The 17300-nt window shown below is 68.1% G+C and carries 18 protein-coding genes; 14 read left to right on the forward strand and 4 right to left on the reverse strand.

Going from position 1 to position 17300, the window contains the following annotated elements; genetic code table 11:
• Positions 1-29: 29 nt before the first annotated feature.
• From OHB24_RS22580 to OHB24_RS22600, 5 genes are all read left to right on the forward strand, one after another.
• Positions 30-878, forward strand: coding sequence for an ABC transporter ATP-binding protein (locus OHB24_RS22580; protein WP_327632787.1), 849 nt, complete (start codon positions 30-32; stop codon positions 876-878).
• The gene (locus OHB24_RS22585; RefSeq protein WP_327632788.1) at positions 875-1699 is read left to right on the forward strand and encodes an ABC transporter permease; all 825 of its coding nucleotides are present in this window, start codon (positions 875-877) and stop codon (positions 1697-1699) included. The genes OHB24_RS22580 and OHB24_RS22585 overlap by 4 nt, the downstream gene beginning before the upstream one ends.
• 7 nt (positions 1700-1706) lie before the next feature.
• Complete coding sequence (locus tag OHB24_RS22590; RefSeq protein ID WP_327632789.1) at positions 1707-2180, forward strand: alcohol dehydrogenase catalytic domain-containing protein; 474 nt, start codon at positions 1707-1709, stop codon at positions 2178-2180.
• A gap of 179 nt (positions 2181-2359) precedes the next feature.
• Positions 2360-2623, forward strand: coding sequence for a hypothetical protein (locus tag OHB24_RS22595; RefSeq protein WP_327632790.1), 264 nt, complete (start codon positions 2360-2362; stop codon positions 2621-2623).
• Between the two features lie 100 nt (positions 2624-2723).
• The gene (locus OHB24_RS22600) at positions 2724-3539 is read left to right on the forward strand and encodes a MerR family transcriptional regulator (RefSeq protein ID WP_327632791.1); all 816 of its coding nucleotides are present in this window, start codon (positions 2724-2726) and stop codon (positions 3537-3539) included.
• Here the strand turns inward: OHB24_RS22600 and OHB24_RS22605 are convergent.
• Positions 3523-5034, reverse strand: coding sequence for an alpha-N-arabinofuranosidase (locus OHB24_RS22605; protein ID WP_327632792.1), 1512 nt, complete (start codon positions 5032-5034; stop codon positions 3523-3525). The two genes, OHB24_RS22600 and OHB24_RS22605, sit on opposite strands and share 17 nt — an antisense overlap.
• A 31-nt stretch (positions 5035-5065) precedes the next feature.
• Between OHB24_RS22605 and OHB24_RS22610 the strand changes: the two genes are divergently transcribed.
• Both OHB24_RS22610 and OHB24_RS22615 read left to right on the forward strand, forming a co-directional pair.
• Positions 5066-6088, forward strand: a complete 1023-nt coding sequence (locus OHB24_RS22610; protein WP_327632793.1) for a LacI family DNA-binding transcriptional regulator — start codon at positions 5066-5068, stop codon at positions 6086-6088.
• A gap of 107 nt (positions 6089-6195) precedes the next feature.
• Complete coding sequence (locus OHB24_RS22615) at positions 6196-6765, forward strand: hypothetical protein (RefSeq protein ID WP_327632794.1); 570 nt, start codon at positions 6196-6198, stop codon at positions 6763-6765.
• Between the two features lie 5 nt (positions 6766-6770).
• Here OHB24_RS22615 and OHB24_RS22620 read toward each other — a convergent pair whose 3' ends face one another.
• A complete protein-coding gene (locus OHB24_RS22620; RefSeq protein ID WP_327632795.1) occupies positions 6771-7748 on the reverse strand; it encodes an aldo/keto reductase in 978 nt (325 codons plus the stop codon).
• A 157-nt stretch (positions 7749-7905) separates the two neighbouring features.
• On the opposite strand from OHB24_RS22620, the gene OHB24_RS22625 reads away from it, so the two are divergent.
• The 7 genes from OHB24_RS22625 to OHB24_RS22655 all read left to right on the forward strand — a co-directional run bounded on the left by OHB24_RS22625 (position 7906) and on the right by OHB24_RS22655 (position 15468).
• Entirely contained in the window at positions 7906-9492 is a 1587-nt protein-coding gene (locus OHB24_RS22625; RefSeq protein ID WP_327632797.1) for a discoidin domain-containing protein, read from the forward strand.
• A complete protein-coding gene (locus OHB24_RS22630) occupies positions 9492-10694 on the forward strand; it encodes an MFS transporter (protein ID WP_327632799.1) in 1203 nt (400 codons plus the stop codon). The genes OHB24_RS22625 and OHB24_RS22630 overlap by 1 nt, the downstream gene beginning before the upstream one ends.
• Positions 10691-11671, forward strand: coding sequence for a hypothetical protein (locus OHB24_RS22635; protein WP_327632800.1), 981 nt, complete (start codon positions 10691-10693; stop codon positions 11669-11671). Before OHB24_RS22630 ends, OHB24_RS22635 begins: the two co-directional genes overlap by 4 nt.
• Before the next feature lie 235 nt (positions 11672-11906).
• Complete coding sequence (locus OHB24_RS22640) at positions 11907-13130, forward strand: MFS transporter (RefSeq protein WP_327632801.1); 1224 nt, start codon at positions 11907-11909, stop codon at positions 13128-13130.
• Positions 13087-13761, forward strand: a complete 675-nt coding sequence (locus OHB24_RS22645; protein WP_327632802.1) for a class I SAM-dependent methyltransferase — start codon at positions 13087-13089, stop codon at positions 13759-13761. Before OHB24_RS22640 ends, OHB24_RS22645 begins: the two co-directional genes overlap by 44 nt.
• Before the next feature lie 19 nt (positions 13762-13780).
• Positions 13781-14248, forward strand: a complete 468-nt coding sequence (locus OHB24_RS22650; protein WP_327632803.1) for a MarR family winged helix-turn-helix transcriptional regulator — start codon at positions 13781-13783, stop codon at positions 14246-14248.
• Complete coding sequence (locus OHB24_RS22655) at positions 14245-15468, forward strand: MFS transporter (RefSeq protein WP_327632804.1); 1224 nt, start codon at positions 14245-14247, stop codon at positions 15466-15468. Before OHB24_RS22650 ends, OHB24_RS22655 begins: the two co-directional genes overlap by 4 nt.
• Here OHB24_RS22655 and OHB24_RS22660 read toward each other — a convergent pair.
• Positions 15452-16396 carry a formylglycine-generating enzyme family protein gene (locus OHB24_RS22660; protein ID WP_327632805.1) on the reverse strand — a complete coding sequence of 315 codons (945 nt, stop codon included), beginning with the start codon at positions 16394-16396 and terminating at the stop codon, positions 15452-15454. The two genes, OHB24_RS22655 and OHB24_RS22660, sit on opposite strands and share 17 nt — an antisense overlap.
• 33 nt (positions 16397-16429) lie before the next feature.
• Positions 16430-17299 carry an LLM class flavin-dependent oxidoreductase gene (locus OHB24_RS22665; protein WP_327641090.1) on the reverse strand — a complete coding sequence of 290 codons (870 nt, stop codon included), beginning with the start codon at positions 17297-17299 and terminating at the stop codon, positions 16430-16432.
• Between the last annotated feature and the right edge of the window lies 1 nt (position 17300).

A 17300-nucleotide genomic window follows, 5' to 3' on the forward strand; every position in this document is an offset into this window, starting at 1 on the left:
TCTACTGAATGCAACGTAGTTTCCACGGCATGGTTCTGACAGTGGACGGCCTGCGGATGCGGTACGGCGACCGCGAGGTCCTGCATGACGTGACGTTCGACGCGCGCCCCGGCGAAGTGCTAGCACTGCTAGGTCCGAACGGCGCCGGGAAGAGTACGACGATCGAGATCCTCGAAGGCTTCCGGCTCCGGTCGGCGGGCCGGGTCGAGGTGCTCGGTGTCGACCCGGCCGTGGGTGACGAACAGTGGCGGTCGCGGATCGGCATCGTGCTGCAGTCGTGGCGCGACCACGGCAACTGGCGTGTGGGCGAGCTGCTCCACCACCTCGGCTCGTACTACACGCCGTACCAACGCGCCTGGCCGACCGGCGAACTGCTCGACGCCGTCGGCCTCACCGCGTACGCCGGGCAGAAGATCAAGACGCTCTCCGGCGGTCAGCGGCGACGGCTCGACGTCGCGATCGGGATCGTTGGCCGCCCCGACGTACTGTTCCTGGACGAGCCGACGACCGGGTTCGATCCCGAGGCGCGGTCGGAGTTCCACGAGTTGGTGCGCGGGCTCGCGGCCGAGCAGGGTACGACGATTCTGCTCACTACCCACGACCTCGACGAGGCGAGCAAACTCGCGCATCGGATCCTCGTTCTCACCGCGGGCCGCATCATCGCCTCGGGCACCACCGCGCAGCTCACCGAACTGATCGCGGGGGAGGACGAGGTCCGCTGGTCCGTCGACGGGCAACCGTTCCGGAAGTCGACCGTCGACTCGACCGCGTTCGTCCGCGAGCTCTTCGCGACGTACGGCGAGGCAGTCAGCGAACTCGAAGTACGCCGAGCTTCACTCGAAGACACCTACCTCACGTTGGTCCGGGAGCAATCATGAAGACGGGTTGGCAGCGGGGGATGATCGAGCTGCGGCAGTCCTTCACCAACGGGCCTGAGCTGTTCAGCCACTTCCTCTGGCCGGTGCTGATGCTGGCCGCGCTCTTCTTCCTCCGGCACCGCGACTTCGGCTCCACCGGCTTCCTGCTCGGCGCGCTCGCGCTGCCGAGCATCCTCGGGATGAACGCCGCGATGGGCATGGTCAGCATGAGCCAGCAGCTGACGGCCGATCGCGAGGACGGCACGTTGCTGCGCGCCAAGGCCATCCCGAACGGCATGGTCAGCTACCTCATCGGCAAGGTCGTGTCGGTCGCGGGCGGACTGCTGGTAGATCTCGCGATCCTCCTGATCCCGGGCCTGTTCCTGGTGGAGGGGCTCGAGCTCGGATCGGCGCACTGGTTCACCCTCGTCTGGGTGCTGTTGCTCGGCCTGGTCGCGACGTTGCCGATCGGCGCGATCCTCGGCTCGGTCTTCACCACCGCGCGTTCCCAAGGCTTGATCCAGTTGCCGATGCTCGGGCTGATCGCGGTCTCCGGCATCTTCTACCCGATCACCGCGCTGCCCGGCTGGCTCGAAGGGATCGGCCAGGTCACGCCGGTCTACTGGATGGGCCTCGGCATGCGGTCCGCGCTCCTCCCCGACGAAGCGGTCGTGGTCGAGGTCGGCGAGTCCTGGCGTCATCTGGAGACGGCAGCAGTCCTCGGGATCTGGGCCGTCGCCGGATTGCTGCTCGCACCCGTCGTACTGCGGCGAATGGCGCGGCGCGAGTCCGGCTCCAAGGTCGCCGAGCGTCGCGAACGCGCTCTCCAACGCGTCGCATGATGGAGCCATGGAGCAGATGCAGGCGTGGGCAGTGGATCATCCGGGACCCGTCGACGACGGTCCGCTGCAGCACGTACGTCGTACCGCCCCGGAACCTGGTGCCGGCGAAGTACTCGTGAAGGTCGAGGCGTGCGGGATCTGCCGGACCGACCTGCACTTGACCGAGGGCGATCTGGCACCGAAGCGCCCGGGCGTCGTCCCGGGCCACCAGGCTGTCGGTCAGGTGGTCGATCCCGGTACGGCGGCCGCGCGGTTCCACGAGCGGGATCTTCGCAGCGTCACCTCCAATACTCGTCGCGATGGCGAGGAGCTGTTCCGCCTGATCGCCCGGCTGCCGGTCGCCGCGCATACGACGATCGTCCCGTTCGACGCCGTCGATCGCGCCCTCGCCGACGTCGCCCACGGCCGCGCGAGCGGATCCCTGGTCGCCGTCTTGGGGAGCGTTGGAACGGTTGAACCGGTGCGGCCGGGGGAGCGTTAGAAGTGAGTGAAGATTCCAGCACTGGGCCGTTCCCAACTTCAGGGGTGACCGCTAGCTGCGTTAGATTTGATCAAATCTTACCGAGCTGCCAGGGAGCTGAGGGTGCGTATGTCGGATCTGACCCGCCAATCGTGGTCGGTCCTGACTGACGCATGCCTCCGATCCCGAGAGGACGGCCGGTGCTGAGCAAGGTCCTCGGCGCGGTGGGTGCAGTCCTGCTGATCGTCGGGGTGGTGCTCGCCATCCGGCCGGTGCACGCCGGCGGGGACGGCTGCGGCTCGGTCTTCCAGCCCGACAAGGGCATCACGCCGATGCAGTGCGACGCCCGGCTGAGCAGCCGCGGCACCCTGGTCACCGGCTTCGGCGTCGGCGGGGTCGCCCTCCTGGCCACCGCCCTCACCTTCGCCGCGATCCGCGACCGCCGTACCAGCGTCGCCTCCTGACTTTGAGCACCCACCAACCGTTCTCGGCGTCGGACAATGGTTGGTGGGTGCTCAAAGCGGGGCTTGACCTTGACACTGTGTCAAGCCGGAAGGTGGGTGGATGTTCACCATCGGAGACTTCGCGGCGTTCGGGCAGGTGTCGGCGCGGATGTTGCGGCACTACGACGCGCTCGGGCTGCTCCGCCCGGCCGTGGTCGATGCGGCGACCGGCTACCGGTTCTACTCGGCCGACCAGTTCAGCCGGCTGAACCGGATCATCGCCCTCAAGGACCTCGGGTTCAGCCTGCAGCAGGTCGGCGAGATCGTCGACGCCAAGCTGTCCGCCGAGGAACTGCGCGGCATGCTGCGACTGCGGCAGGCCCAGCTCGAGGACGAGCTGGCCCGTAGCGCGGCCCGGCTGACGAGCGTCGAGGCGAGGCTCCGACTCATCGAGAGGGAAGGTCACATGCCCACCGACGACGTCGTCCTGAAGCACATCGCCCCGACCCGGGTCGCCGAGCTGTCCGCGATCTCACCGAGCTACGACGGTGCGGACATCGGCCCGGTGCTCCAGCCCTTGTTCGGGCAGCTGTTCGAACGCCTCGGTGCGGCCGGTCTGAACCCGTGCGGTTCGCCGGTCGCGTACTACGAGGACGCCGAGAACGAGACGATCCGCGTCCACGCCGCCGTACCCGTCGAAACAGGTACGACGGCGGACGTCGACATCACCGAACTCCCCGGGCTCGACGCCGCCACCATCGTCCATCAGGGCGACATGACGGAGGCCGACCGCAGCATGCAGACGCTGGCCCGGTGGATCGAGGACAACGGCTACCGCAGCCAGGGGTACGCGCGTGAGGTCACCGTGCAGTTCGACCCGGACAACCCGGCGAACTGGGTGCACGAGTTCCAGATCGCGGTCACAAAGCCAGACTGACCGTCGCGAACGAATGCGGCGGCAGCGTCACCCGCAAGCCGCGCGGCTCCGGTTCCAGCTTCAGCGGAACCGGAGCGACCGCATCCGGATCGCTCACCGTGTTGTAGGACTGCGGTTTCGATGCCGTCAGCAACCGTCCCGTCACCTCGCTGGGCGATCCGCCGCGAAGATCCAGTACGACGTCCAGCGCCGCGGCCGGATCGAGGTTGCTGACGGACACCAGCGCCCGCCCGTCCTTCACCGAGGCGGACGCCGACACCAGGTCCATCGCCTTGCCGTCGAGATCGTAGGTCGTCCCCTCGATCACGTGCGCCGGCACCGACGTCGCGTCCTGATGCCCCTTGTTCATCTCGAAGACGTGGTACGTCGGCGTACGGACAAGCCCGCCTTCGTCGTCGGTGAGCAGCATCGCCTGCAGCACGTTGACGGTTTGCGCGATGTTGGCCATCACGAGCCGCTCGGCGTGCCGGTGGAACACGTCGAAGTGCAGGCTCGCGACTAGTGCGTCCCGCATCGCGTTCTGCTGGTACAGGAACCCGGGATTCGTGCCCGGCTCGACGTCCCACCACGTGCCCCACTCGTCCAGCACGAGACCGATCTTGCGCTCCGGGTCGTAGGCATCCATCAGCGCCGAGTGCGCACGGATGACCCGCTCGATGTCCTGAGCCTTCGACAACGTCCGGTAATAGTCGTCGATGCTGAAGTCGGTCGCGCTGCCCTTGTTCTCCCAGGTCCCCGCGACCGTGTAGTAGTGGAACGAGATCGCCTGGTAGATGTTCTTCGGGTCACGCCCGCAGCCCAGGCAGCTGATCGACTTCAGCAACGCCTCGGTCCAGTTCAGGTCGTCGTCCGAGGCGCCTGCCGCGATCTTGTACAGCTTGTTGTCGCCGTGATCCTTGAGGAACGTGGCGTACTGCCGCGCCAGGTCGGCGTACGCCTCGGCCCGCAGGTTCCCGCCGCAGCCCCAGGCCTCGTTGCCGATGCCCCAGAAGGGGATCTTCCACGGCTCGTCGCGGCCGTTGGCCTTGCGCTGCCGCACCATCGGGCTGTCGCCGTCGCGGGTCAGGTACTCGACCCACTCGCTCATCTCCCGCACGGTCCCGCTGCCCACGTTCCCGTTGACGTAGGGATCCGCGCCGAGCAGCTCGCACAACGCCATGAACTCGTGGGTGCCGAAGTGGTTGTTCTCCTCGACGTTGCCCCAGTGCGTGTTCACCATCGACGGCCGGTCCGCCTTCGGCCCGATGCCGTCCTTCCAGTGGTACTCGTCCGCGAAACAGCCGCCCGGCCAGCGCAGGTTCGGGATGTCCAGCGCCCGCAGCGCCTCGACCACGTCCAGCCGGATCCCGCCTTCGTTCGGGATCGGCGAGTCCTCGCCGACGTAGAAGCCGCCGTAGATGCACCGCCCGAGGTGTTCGGCGAAGTGGCCGTACAGGTGCCGGCTGATGGTCGGTCCCGGTACGTCGAGATCGATCGCGACGCGTGCTTCAGGCATTGAGCCCTCCTCGTTCCTTACAGTGGTCCGCATGGGGAAGCCATCGAGTGTCGTGACGATGGCCGACGTCGCCCGGTTCGCCGGGGTGTCGACGATGACGGTGTCGAACGTGATCAATGGCCGGCCGCGGGTCGGTCCGGAGACCCGTGACCGGGTGCTGGCGGCGATCGGCGAGCTCGGGTACCAGGTGAACCTGGCCGCCCGGCACCTTCGCGCGGGCCGCACCGGCGTGGTCGGTCTCGCCGTACCCGAACTCGAGCGCCCGTACTTCGCCCAGCTGGCCGCCCGCCTCGCCGACCGGTTCGAGGCGCACGGCCTGCGGATCGTCACCGAACGCACCGGCGCCAGCCGCGAAGGCGAAATGGACGCGGTCGCGTTCTCGCGGCTGCGGATGTACGACGGATTGATCCTCAGCGTGGTCGACATCGACCCGGCCGAGTTGAGCCAGCTCCGCACCGACGCGCCGGTGGTGATGATCGGGGAGCGGGCGCTCCCGTCGCGTTTCGACCACGTGATGATGGACAACGTCGACGGCGCCCGCCAGGCCACCGCGCACCTGATCGCCACCGGCGCGCGCCGGATCGCGATGATCGGCGGCGATCCGACAGGTTCCGCGACCATGCCCGCGCTCCGGGCGGAGGGCTACGCGCTCGCGCACACCGAGGCCGGCGTACCGGTCGACCCGGAGCTGAACGTGCGCTGCTCGTTCGGTCTGCAGGACGGGTACGACGGGATCCGGGCGCTGCGCGATCGCGGGATCGACTTCGACGCCGTGTTCGCGCTGACCGACGTACTGGCGATGGGCGCGTTGCGCGCGCTCGCCGACGCCGGGCTCCGGGTGCCGGACGACGTCCAGGTCGTCGGCTTCGACGATATCGACGAGGCGGCGTACCTGGTGCCGTCGCTGTCCACGGTCAACCCGGGGCACGAAGAGATGGCCGACGCGATCACCGCGTTTCTGACGGCCCAGCTCGGCAGCCCGGGCGGCGATCCGAAGGAACTCGTCGTCCCCGCGCAACTGGTTCTCCGCGGCACGACGAAACCGCTCGCCTGAAGTTTCTCGTCGTCGCACGGCAGTAGGTATATCGATAAACAGACGATGAGACAAGGGTGTGATAGCAAAGTCGCGTGCGGGCACACCCAAAACCAGGAGCTCTCCCAGTGGCGACGACCCGGCGGCGCTCGCCGGTCCGGATCGTGCTCGTCACGCTGATCGTCGTGGCGGCGCTCTTCCTGGCCTTTCGGGTCGCTGTCTTCGGATCACTGGCGCTGTATTTCGGCAGCGGGTTCGACCACCGACGGTTCGACAAGCTCGAGACGGAGTTCGATCACACGCGGCCGGCCTTCGGCAAGGCCGAGGCGCGGATGCGCGAGTTGGTGGCTGCGCACCCACAGGCCGAGCGGATCGTGTGGACCCGTGCGTGGACCTGCGTGCGTGACGCCGGACGGGCTGAAGCCTGTCAGCGGACGACCCCCGAGGATCAGACGACGTTCCTGGCCCTGCCGAGCGCCGACAGGATCGTGCATCAGGCGAAAGACCAGGAGCGCACGTTCTTCTGCTTCTACGGGGAAGACCCGCCGCGCTACACGATCATGCACATGCCCGAGGGCACGCACGTGGACGAGTTCGCGGACGACCGCGGGTTCCGGAGCACCCGGTCACTGGAGTCGGGGTGGGTCCTCCTCGGACCCATCCCCGACCTGGACCGTGAGAACGAGCAGTGGCAGTAAACGACTTACGCAGCCAGTAGCGTCGCGATCTGTTTCAGCTGATCGTCGGTCAGGGGGCCGAACTCCATCGCGCGAGCGTTCTCCTCGGCCTGCGCGACCGTCCGGAAACCGGGGATCGGCACGGTCCGCGGGCTCCGCGCCCACAGCCAGCCCAGAGCGCCCTGAGCGAGCGTCCGTCCGTCGCTCTGCAGTACGTCGCGGATCGCGGACACCTTCTCCCACCATTCCGGTGCCGGTACGCCGCCCTCGGCGAAGTACCGCAGCCACGAGGGCGGCAGGGTGCGGATGTCCGCGCCGGTCGCCGGCTTGTTCGCGTCCCGGCGGCCGAGGATGCCCATGCCGAGCGGGGTCCGGTTGATGCTCGCCAGGTTCTCGCGCTCGCACAGCGCGAAGAACTCCGGCGCGTCGTGCAGAACGCTCGCCTCGTGCTGGACCGCCGCGCAGTGCTCGCCCTGCGCGAAGAGTTCGGCGCTGTGCACGGTGTCGGTGCTCCACGCGTAGCTGCGGATCAGGCCCTCGCGGACCAGTTCCTCGCAGGCCTCGCGCAGCGGCAGCGCGATCTCGTCGGTGGTGTCGAAGTGCAACTGGTAGAGATCCAGGTAGTCGGTCCCGAGCCGCTCGAGCGACGCCCGTACGGCCTTGTGGACGTACTCCGGCGTCGTGTCCTGGTGGTGCATGACCCGGGTCGACTCGTCGAACGTGTTGCCCCACTTGCTGGCGATCACCACCTGGTCGCGGATCCCGTCGAGCGCCTGCCCCAGTACGCGTTCGCTGTGGCCGGCGCCGTACACGTCCGCCGTGTCGAAGAAGGTCACGCCGAGCTCGACCGCCCGGCGGATCGCGCGCACCGATTCCTCGTCGTCGACGACACCCCAGCCGAGCGGTTCGCCGGCCGGGTTGCTGAATGGGCCCCCGATCGCCCAGCACCCGAATCCGACCGGGCTGACCTCGATACCTGCTCGTCCCAACGTGCGCATATCCATGCCGCCGAGCCAACCAGCCCGGCCCGTGCTCCGTCCAATGAATCTTCTGCGCAGAGTTGATGCATACCGTGCATGTAACGAAATTGGGGCCTTTACCTACCATTAATCGTTAGGTAACCTTCCTAACAATTCTGCTCCGCGCCCCCGGAGGTATCTCATGAAACTGCGCCTGCTCGCGCTGGTGCTACCCGTCGGACTGCTCGCCGCACTCGGCGGGTCGGCCGCCGACGCCCGGACGAACGCCGACACCCTGCTCTCGCAGGGCAAGCCGGTGATTGCCTCGAGCCTCGAGGACGACACCCTGACCGCAGGCAAGGCGGTCGACGGCAGTACGTCGACCCGCTGGGCCAGCGCCGAAGGTGCCGATCCGCAATGGATCCGCGTCGACCTCGGCCAGGCGGCGACCGTCGGCCGGGTGAAACTGAACTGGGAGGCCGCGTACGCGAAGGCGTACCGGATCGAGGTCTCCGACGACGGCACCGCCTTCAGTACGGTCAAGACGGTTGCGGACGGCAACGGTGCGACCGACGATCTCACCGGCCTGCAGGGCCATGGGCGGTACGTCCGGGTCGTCGGCACGCAGCGCGGCACGTCGTACGGCTACTCGCTGTGGGAGCTCGAGGTCTACGGCACGACCGACTCGACCGGCGACACCCAGGCGCCGACGGTCCCGGCCGGTCTGAAGAGCACCGGCGCCACGGCCACCTCGGTCGGCCTCAGTTGGATCGCCTCGACCGACAACATCGGCGTCAGCGGGTACGACGTACTGCGTGACGGCACTGCGGTCGCGACGACGGCGAGTACGCAGTACAACGACACCGGGCTGACCGCGAACACGGCGTACAAGTACTCGGTGCGCGCCCGCGACCTGGCCGGGAACGTGTCGGCTGCGAGCGCGCCGATCACGGTGACGACACCGACCGGCGGCAGCGGCGGGTTCGTGCTCGCGGCGGCGGGCGACATCGCGGACCGTTGTACGGCGTCCGACTCGGACTGCATCCATCCGAAGACCGCGAAGCTGGTCGAGGCGATGAATCCCGCCGCGGTGATCACTATGGGCGACAACCAGTACGACGACGCGCATCTCTCGGACTTCCAGAACTACTACGCGAAGACGTGGGGGAAGTTCAAGAGCATCACGCACCCGATCCCGGGCAACCACGAGACGTACGACGACACTCCATTCAAGGGGTACCGCGACTACTTCGGCTCGATCGCGACGCCGCAGGGCAAGAACTACTACAGCTGGAACCAGGGCAACTGGCACTTCATCGCGCTCGACTCGAACGACTTCGTGAAGGAAGAAGGGCTCCGCGAGCCGGCGCAGCTCACCTGGCTGAAGCAGGACCTCGCGAACAACACCAAGGGCTGTATCGCGGCGTACTACCACCACCCTCGGTTCAGCTCCGGCGACCACGGCGACAACCCGGACGCCGAGCCGCTGTGGCAGACGCTGGTGTCGGCGAAGACCGACCTGGTGCTGAACGGGCACGACCACCACTACGAGCGGTTCCTGCCGCAGAACGTCGACGGTGACAAGGACGCGAACGGTCCGGTCCAGATCATCGGAGGGATGGGCGGAGCGCCGCTGTACCCGGTGCACGCCGCGCATCCGGCCACGGCGAAGATCATCTCGGACTTCGGCGTACTGAAGCTGTCGATGACCGACAACACCTTCGCCACGCAGCTGATCGGGCTCGACGGCAAGGTCCTGGACAGCAGCCCGACGTACAGCTGCCACTGATGTACCTCGCATCCGTCGGCCCGCTCCGGACACCACTGCGACGGGTTCCCGGGAATGTCGTTGCTTTAGGCATCGTCAGTCTGGTGACGGACGTCTCGGCCGAGATGGTGACCGCGATCCTGCCGTTGTACCTGGTCTTCGGGCTCGGTCTGAACCCTCTGCAGTTCGGCCTGCTCGACGGCCTGTACGCCGGAGCAACCGCCGTCCTGCGGTTGGTCGGCGGACACGTGGCCGACCGCTGGCGACGGTTGAAGACCGTCGCCGGCGTCGGCTACGCGCTCTCGGCGATCTCGAAGCTCGGCTTCCTGGCCGCCGGCTCCACGGTGCCGGCGATCGGCGCGGTCCTCGCGATCGACCGCGCCGGCAAGGGCATCCGTACCGCACCCCGCGACGCCCTCATCTCATTGAGCAGCGACCCTTCGACGATGGGCCGCTCTTTCGGGGTCCATCGAGCTCTCGACACCATCGGGGCGTTCCTCGGTCCACTGGTAGCAACTCTTGTGCTGTGGGCGAGCCTCAACGACTACAACTCGGTCTTCGTCACCAGCTTCGCCCTGGCCACCTGCGGCGTCATCCTGCTGACAGCCTTCGTCCGCGACCAATCGCCACCACCCGCCCCTACCGCGCGCGGTCTTCCCATGCTGAGCCTGCTGCGTGATCCCAACTTCCGCCGGTGCTGCCTCTGGGCGGCGGCACTCGGCCTGTTCACGATCACCGATTCGTTCGTCTACCTCGCCGTACAGCGCCGCTGGGACATCGCTACCAGCCTGTTCCCGCTGCTCCCGTTGGGGACTGCGGGCACGTTCCTCCTGCTCGCGATCCCGCTCGGCAGGCTCGGCGACCGGATCGGCCGCTGGAAGGTCTTCCTCGGCGGACACCTCGCTTTGATTGTGGCGCTCCTGGTCGTCTGCGGCCCGGTTGGTGCGTGGTGGCTGGTCCTCGCTCTCCACGGTGTCTTCTACGCCGCTACCGACGGCGTACTTCCGGCCGCGGTCGGCCCGCTCCTGCCCGAAGACCTCCGCGCCAGCGGTCTCGCCGTACTGCAAACCGGTCAGGCGCTCGCCCGCATGGCCGCGGCCGTCACCGTCGGTCTGCTGTGGACCCTCTGGGATCTCCGCCCGGCACTCCTCGCCTTCGCGCTAGCGCTGCTAGCGGTCACGATCGCCGCCGCCCTCCTCAAGCCTTTGGAGGTACGCCGATGACGTCCAAGCTCTTCGGTTCCGCGATCGGGATCCTCGCACTCCTCGGCGGGGCGATCACCTACGTCGCGCACGCACGCGAGAGTGGCCCGGCCGAGAACGCCGTACCGGTTGTCACGGGGCAGCCGATGCGGTTCGACGGCAAGACACTGTTCTTCCGCAACCTTGCGGACGGACCGGACTCCGGCAAGCTGGCCGCCGTACCCATGGCCGATCCAGGTGCGGCCCGGCGGGTGGGGGAGCTGCACTGCGACCGGTTCGCCGCGGCGCACGGTACGGCGATCTGCCTGCGGCTGAAGGCCGGCTCGCTTCCCGCGATGACCGATCTGATCGTCCTGGACGCGAACCTCCGCGAACGGCATCGTGCGACGCTCCCCGGTACGCCGAGCCGGGCCAGGGTGTCGCCCGACGGGCGGTTCTTGAACTGGACGCTGTTCGTCACCGGTGACTCGTACGCCGCCACCGGCTTCTCGACCCGCACCGGGCTGTACGAGGTGGACACCGGGCGGCTGGTGAAGACGATCGAGGAGCTCGCGGTCTTCGTCGACGGGAAGCGGTACTTCGCCTCGGACGTGAACTACTGGGGTATCACGTTCGCTGCCGACGGCAACCGTTTCTACGTGACGATGGCGAGCAAGGGGAAGACGTACCTGATCGAGGCCGACTACCGCGCGTACCGCGGGACAGCGATCGCCGAGAACGTCGAATGCCCGTCCCTGTCACCTGACGGCCGCCGCATCGCCTACAAACAAAAGGTTTCCAACGGCGTCTGGCGCCTCGCCGTCCTGGACCTCGCCACCCGCCGCATCACCCATCCGCCCGACTCCCGCCCGATCGACGACCAGCCCGTCTGGCAGGGCAACAACACCCTTCTCTATCCGATCCGGAACTCGAGCAACACCCTCGACCTCTGGTCCGTAGGCCTCACCACTCCCGCCAAGCTCCTCATCCCACAAGCGACCACCCCCTCTTTCGCCTAGCCCACCGCATGTTGTTCAGCTCGACAGTACGTATACGCCCACTGTCCGGTATCGCAGCCGATCATCCGGCGTGCGATCGCGGGTAGTAGACGTATACGTACTGTCCAGATGCGGCGCCCACCCGGTTGTCGAGGGCGGCGGCTCGAGGTCGGTGGGGCAGGCTATTTACGCAACCGGAGTAGCGGAGAAGAAACACTGCCATGGATTGTCAGGGTTTGGTGTCACCGTTACCCAGGTGACTTCGCGCCCCCAGCTGCTGCTGCCTGCAGCCTTCATCACGTCCCTCGGTAACAACATCCAGCTCCTCGGCGCCGCACTGCTGCTCGTCCGCGCGGAGGGCTCAATGCTCGACGTCGGCTGGCTCTTCATCGCTGTCGCCGTACCGCAGGCCATCCTCTCGCCGTACTTCGGTCGCCTCGCGGACCGCTTCGACCGGCGCCGCCTGTGGATCATCTGCGACCTCGTCAGTGCGGCAGCCGCCCTTGCGCTCCCGGTCGGCCTGGCGCTCGGGGTGTCCCATCAGCCGCTCGTCTACGCGACCAACTTCGCCCTGGCGGTCGTCGCAGCCCAGTTCATGCCGGCCAGTGCCGCACTGATCCGCGAGCGAGTCCCTACCGCGCAGCTACGCCGCTTCAACGCGCACTACGAGATCGCTCTCCAGTGCGGCATGCTCCTGTCCGCCGCGGTCGGTGGATTCGCACTCCAGTACTTCGGTCCGAAGCCGCTCTTCACCTTCAACGCGCTGACCTTCGCGCTCTCCGCCGTACTGATACTCGCGGTCGGAACAAGCCGCCGGCCAACTGAGCCGCTGGGGGAAGCGACCGCGGCTGTGCGTCCCACCGCCGCAAGAGTTCTCCCGCTCGCTCCGCTGGCCTTGCTCTTCGGTCAGGGGCTCGTGGTCGTGACCGTCTTCAACGCGTTGCTTCCGGTGTTGCTGATCGGGGAGTGGCATCGCGGTCCGGCTGTCCTTGGTGTGGTCGACGCGCTGGGAGGAGCCGGCTTCCTGCTCGCTGCGGCCGTCTACCGTCGATCCGCGGCCCGCCTGGGTGACCTGAAGCTCGCGGTCGGCGGATTCTTCGTCTGTACGACGCTGTTCGCGCTGCAGCCGCTGTTCGGCGTACCCGTGCTGATGGTGCTCGTGCTGCTGGGTGCCTTCCTGTTCGGGCAGGCGCGGATCGCGACGCGGTCGTTGCTGATGACATCGGTCGACGAGTCGCGGGTCGGGCACGCGTTCGGTCTCGCCAACGGGTACGGGCTTGCCGCGACCATCGTCGTCATGCTGATCGCCTCGGTTGTCACCGGCCACTCCGACACCCGCTACGGCTTCGCGACCGTCGCCGTGATCAGCCTGCTGGCCGCCGGGCTGGCCGCGGCCTGGCTCTCAACCATTTCGCGCCGCGCCGCATCCAACCACCATGGAGCGCGACCAGTCGTTCGATCACCTAGCGGAGCGGTATGACCGACTCGGCGAACTGACCGCCGACCACGTCGCCGACTGGCTCCCGACCGTCCTGCCCGATCGCCGCCGCCGAGCCATCGACCTCGGCTGCGGCGCGGGCCGGCACGCCGTCGTACTCGCGGACTACTTCGATCAGGTCGACGCGATCGACCTCTCCGGCCCGATGATCCGCCTCGCCCGCCACAAGCGTCCGCGCTCGAACATCACCTACCTCGAGTCCGGCATCCTCGAGGTCTCGGGGCAGTACGACTTCGTCACCACGTCGGCCACCCTGCACCATGTCACCGACCTCCCTGCGGTGCTGCGGCACATCCGCTCCCTCGTCGCGGTCGGCGGTTGCGCAGCCCTCGCAGATACGGTGTCACCCCGTCCCGCGAATCCGCGCTGGTGGCTGTACGGCGGCGAGGTCCGCAAGCTCGCGCGCAACCTGATCCACCGCAATCCGCACGCCTGGGAGATCTTCGGGCTGGCGACCGGCGACTGGCTCGACCACCGCGTCTCCGACCGGTACCTGAGCCGCGCGGGGTTCGAGCAGGCATACGGCGCCGTGTTCCCGGAGGGTCGCTTCGTGCAGGTCGGCAGTCAGTGCGCGGTGATCTGGGGTCGACCAGATGTGACAGCGCTTATATAAGTGCTGTTATGATCGGCACATGGAGGATCCCACTGAGCAGAGTTTGTGGCGGCCGTTGCACGAGTTGCTGGCGCGGCTCGATGCCGAGATCGGGCAGATCTACACCGAGCGGGACATCACAGGGCTGAAGCCGACGTACGTGCGGGAGCTGCTCCAGCTGCACCTCAAAGGGCCGATGACGATCACCGAGCTGGCCGACGCGATCGGGCGGACGCACTCGGCGCTCAGCCAGAAGGTGGCCGCGATGCGCACCGCCGGTCTGGTCCGGACCGTGCCGGGCGCGGATGCACGGAGCAAACAGGTCACGCTCACGGCCAAGTCCAAGAAGGTCGTCGAGCTGCTTGCTGCCGAGTGGCGGGCGACGGAGGCCGTACTCGCCGAGCTCGAGGCCGAGTTGCCGTACCCGATGACTCAGGTCGTCCGTGATGTCGAGGAAGCACTGGCCCGGAAGAGCTTCCATGACCGGATCGCGGAGAAGCTGCAGTGAAACGTGCGTTCATCGACCTCGGGCCGCTGAAGGTCCTGACCTACCGGCGGTTGTGGATCGGGCAGGTGTTGTCGGGGTTCGGCGGTCAGCTGACCTTCGTCGCGGTGATGTTCCAGGTTTGGGACCAGACCTCGAGCCCGGCCTGGACCGGTGCGGTCGGACTGGCGCAGGCGTTGCCGTTGATCGTGCTCGGCCTGTTCGCGGGCACGCTCGTCGACCGGCTCGAACGGCGCAAGATCTACCTGATCACCACCATCGGGCAGTTGCTGACCGCAACCGTCATGGCCAGCCAGCTGGTGACCGGCCGGGTCCCAGTGGGGGTGCTCCTCGCGCTGGTCGCCGTACAGTCGGCGTTCGGCGCGACCGCCGGGCCGGTGGCGCGGACCGTGTTGCCGCAGCTGCTGTCGCGTGACCAGCTGGCCGCCGGGATCGCGCTCAACCGGATCGGGTTCCAGGGCGCGATGCTGCTCGGGCCGGCGATCGGTGGCGTGATCGTCGGCACCTGGGGCGTCGGCGTCTGCTACCTGGTCGACGCGCTGAGTTTCCTCGCCGCGCTGTACGGCGTACTCGGGCTGCCTCGGATGAAGATCGAGGGGGTTACGAAACCGGGATTGCGCGGGGTCTGGGACGGGTTGACGTTCGTCGTCGCGACGCCGGTGATCCGGGGCGCGTTGATCACCGACCTGGCCGCGACCGTGCTGTCGATGCCGATCAGCTTGTTCCCGGTGATCAATGCGGAGCGGTTCGGCAACAATCCTCGGACGCTCGGGTTGTTCCTGACCGCGATCGCTGTCGGCGGGGTCGCCGCGTCGTTGTTCTCCGGGGCGTTCACCCGGTTGCCGCGGCACGGGCTGGTGATGCTGTGCGGTTCGGCCGGGTGGGGGATCGCGTTGCTGCTCTTCGCGTTCTCGCCGGCCGCGTGGCTGGCGTTGGTGTGCCTCGCGTTCGCCGGTGCCGCGGACACCGTTGCGGTCGTTTCCCGCAGCACGATCGTCCAGCTGCACACGCCGCCCGAGTTGCTCGGCCGGGTCAGTGCCGCCGAGCAGATCGTCGGTCAGGCCGGTCCCGATCTCGGCAACCTCCGCGGCGGCGTGGTCGCCCAGCTCACCTCACCGGTCGCCTCGCTCGCCTCCGGGGCGTTGCTGTGTATCGCAGCAGTCGCTGCGGTCGCCGCCAGTACGCCGAGATTGCGGCAGCCGGCCGTCACGCAGGACGCGTGAGACCGACCGTACGGAAGCCGGCGTTGCCCATCGAGGACTCCGGCGTGTTCGACGAGCGGGCGGCGTTGCGGTAGCGGTTGCAATACGAGTCGTGGCAGAGGTACGAACCGCCGCGGATCACCCGGGCTGCGCCGAGCGACGGCCCGGGTGGGTTCTCGGCGGGGGAGAACTTGTAGTAGCGCGGGCCGAACCAGTCCGCGCACCACTCCCAAACATTGCCGACCATCTGCCACAGTCCGTAGCCGTTCGGCTGGAAGGTGCGGACCGGGGCAGTGGTCAGGTAGCCGTCCTCCTCGGTGTTCGTCCGCGGGAACTCGCCCTGCCAAATGTTGCACCGCCACTCGTCGTCGAGCAGCTCGTCGCTCCACGGGTACCGTGCGCCTTCGAGGCCTCCGCGGGAGGCGTACTCCCATTCGGCCTCGGTCGGCAGCCGTCGCCCCGCCCACTTGCTGTACGCGACCGCGTCGTTCCAGCTGACATGGACGACGGGATGGTCGTCGAGGCCGTCGAGATCGGACCGCGAGCCGCCCGGATGCCGCCAGTCTGCCTGGCGCACACCGACCCACCACGGGGTCCCGGACGCGGGGCCCATCACTTCGTCGGGTTCCGCGGCGAGGGCGAGGTGGAACACCGCGGAGTACCCGAAGGTCTCGGCCTCGGTCCGGTAACCGGTCGCATCGGCGAAGCGGGCGAAGTCGGCGTTCGTCACGCTGGTCGCGTCGATGCTGAACGGCGCCAACTCGACCTGATGCACCGGCGTCTCGCCGTCGGCGGCGTTCTCGTCGCCGTTGTTGTTACCCATCGCGAACGAGCCGCCACTGAGCACAACCTGCTCGACCCCATGCTCCCCGCGCGTGGTCGGCACCGGCGGAGGCGCCGCCGCCTCACCACGCGCCGGCGCACAACAGGACGAATGGTGATCGCTCATGCGTGCAAGCTTAGGTCGGCTGCACTTCCGGGGTCAGCCGAGGCTCGGCGGGCCTTGTTCGATGCGGCGCAGTACCGGGTCCAGGCGGTAGAAGTCGGTGCCGGTGATGAGTTGGCGTTCGTCCCACCAGGTGGCGCCCGCTTCGGCGAGCGGTTCGACGAGGGCGCGGGAGCGGGCGAGGTCGGCGGGGCTGATGCCGCCGACAATCACGTCGTACGGCGTGCTTGTGTGCTCACGCTGGTCGTTGATGAACGCGACCAGGTCGCGGAGCTCGTCGACCGGCGGGGCTTCGCCGTGGTTGGCGGTCTTGAACAGCGGCACGGCGCCGTCCCAGCGCGCGGCCCGGCGCATCGGGGCCTTCCGCGGCCAGTAGCCGGCGATCCAGACCGGTGGCCGCGGTTGCTGGACCGTTGCCGGCAGCAACTCGACGTCATCGGCGCGGTAGTGCTCGCCGGTGTGATCGACCCGCTCGCCCGACCAGTACGCCGCCAGCAGGTCGAGGCCCTCGTCCAGCCGCGAGGCCAGCACCTTCGGGTCGGTCTCGTCGCCGAAGCTGCCGAACTCGTCGTCGATCGGCCCACCGAGCCCGGCGCCGAAGATCACCCGGCCGCCGCTCAGCCCGTCGAGGGTGGCGACCTGCCGCGCGAGTTGCTCGGGCCGCCGCCGCGCGACCGGCGTGACCAGCGGACCGAGCTTGATCCGCGACGTCGCCAACGCGGCCGCCGTCATCAGCATCCACGGGTCGCCGAACGGCTGGCCGCGCCGCCGCTCCTTGCTGTGCACTACGTGGTCCCAGAAGAACAGCCCGTCCCAGCCGGCGTCCTCGGCAGCCTTCGCCACCCGCGCGACCGTGTGAGCGTCTGCGAAGTCGCCGAAGTTCGGAATGTTGATCGAAAAGCGCATG

The sequence above is a fragment of the Kribbella sp. NBC_00482 genome (assembly GCF_036013725.1).
Classification (GTDB): Bacteria; Actinomycetota; Actinomycetes; order Propionibacteriales; family Kribbellaceae; genus Kribbella.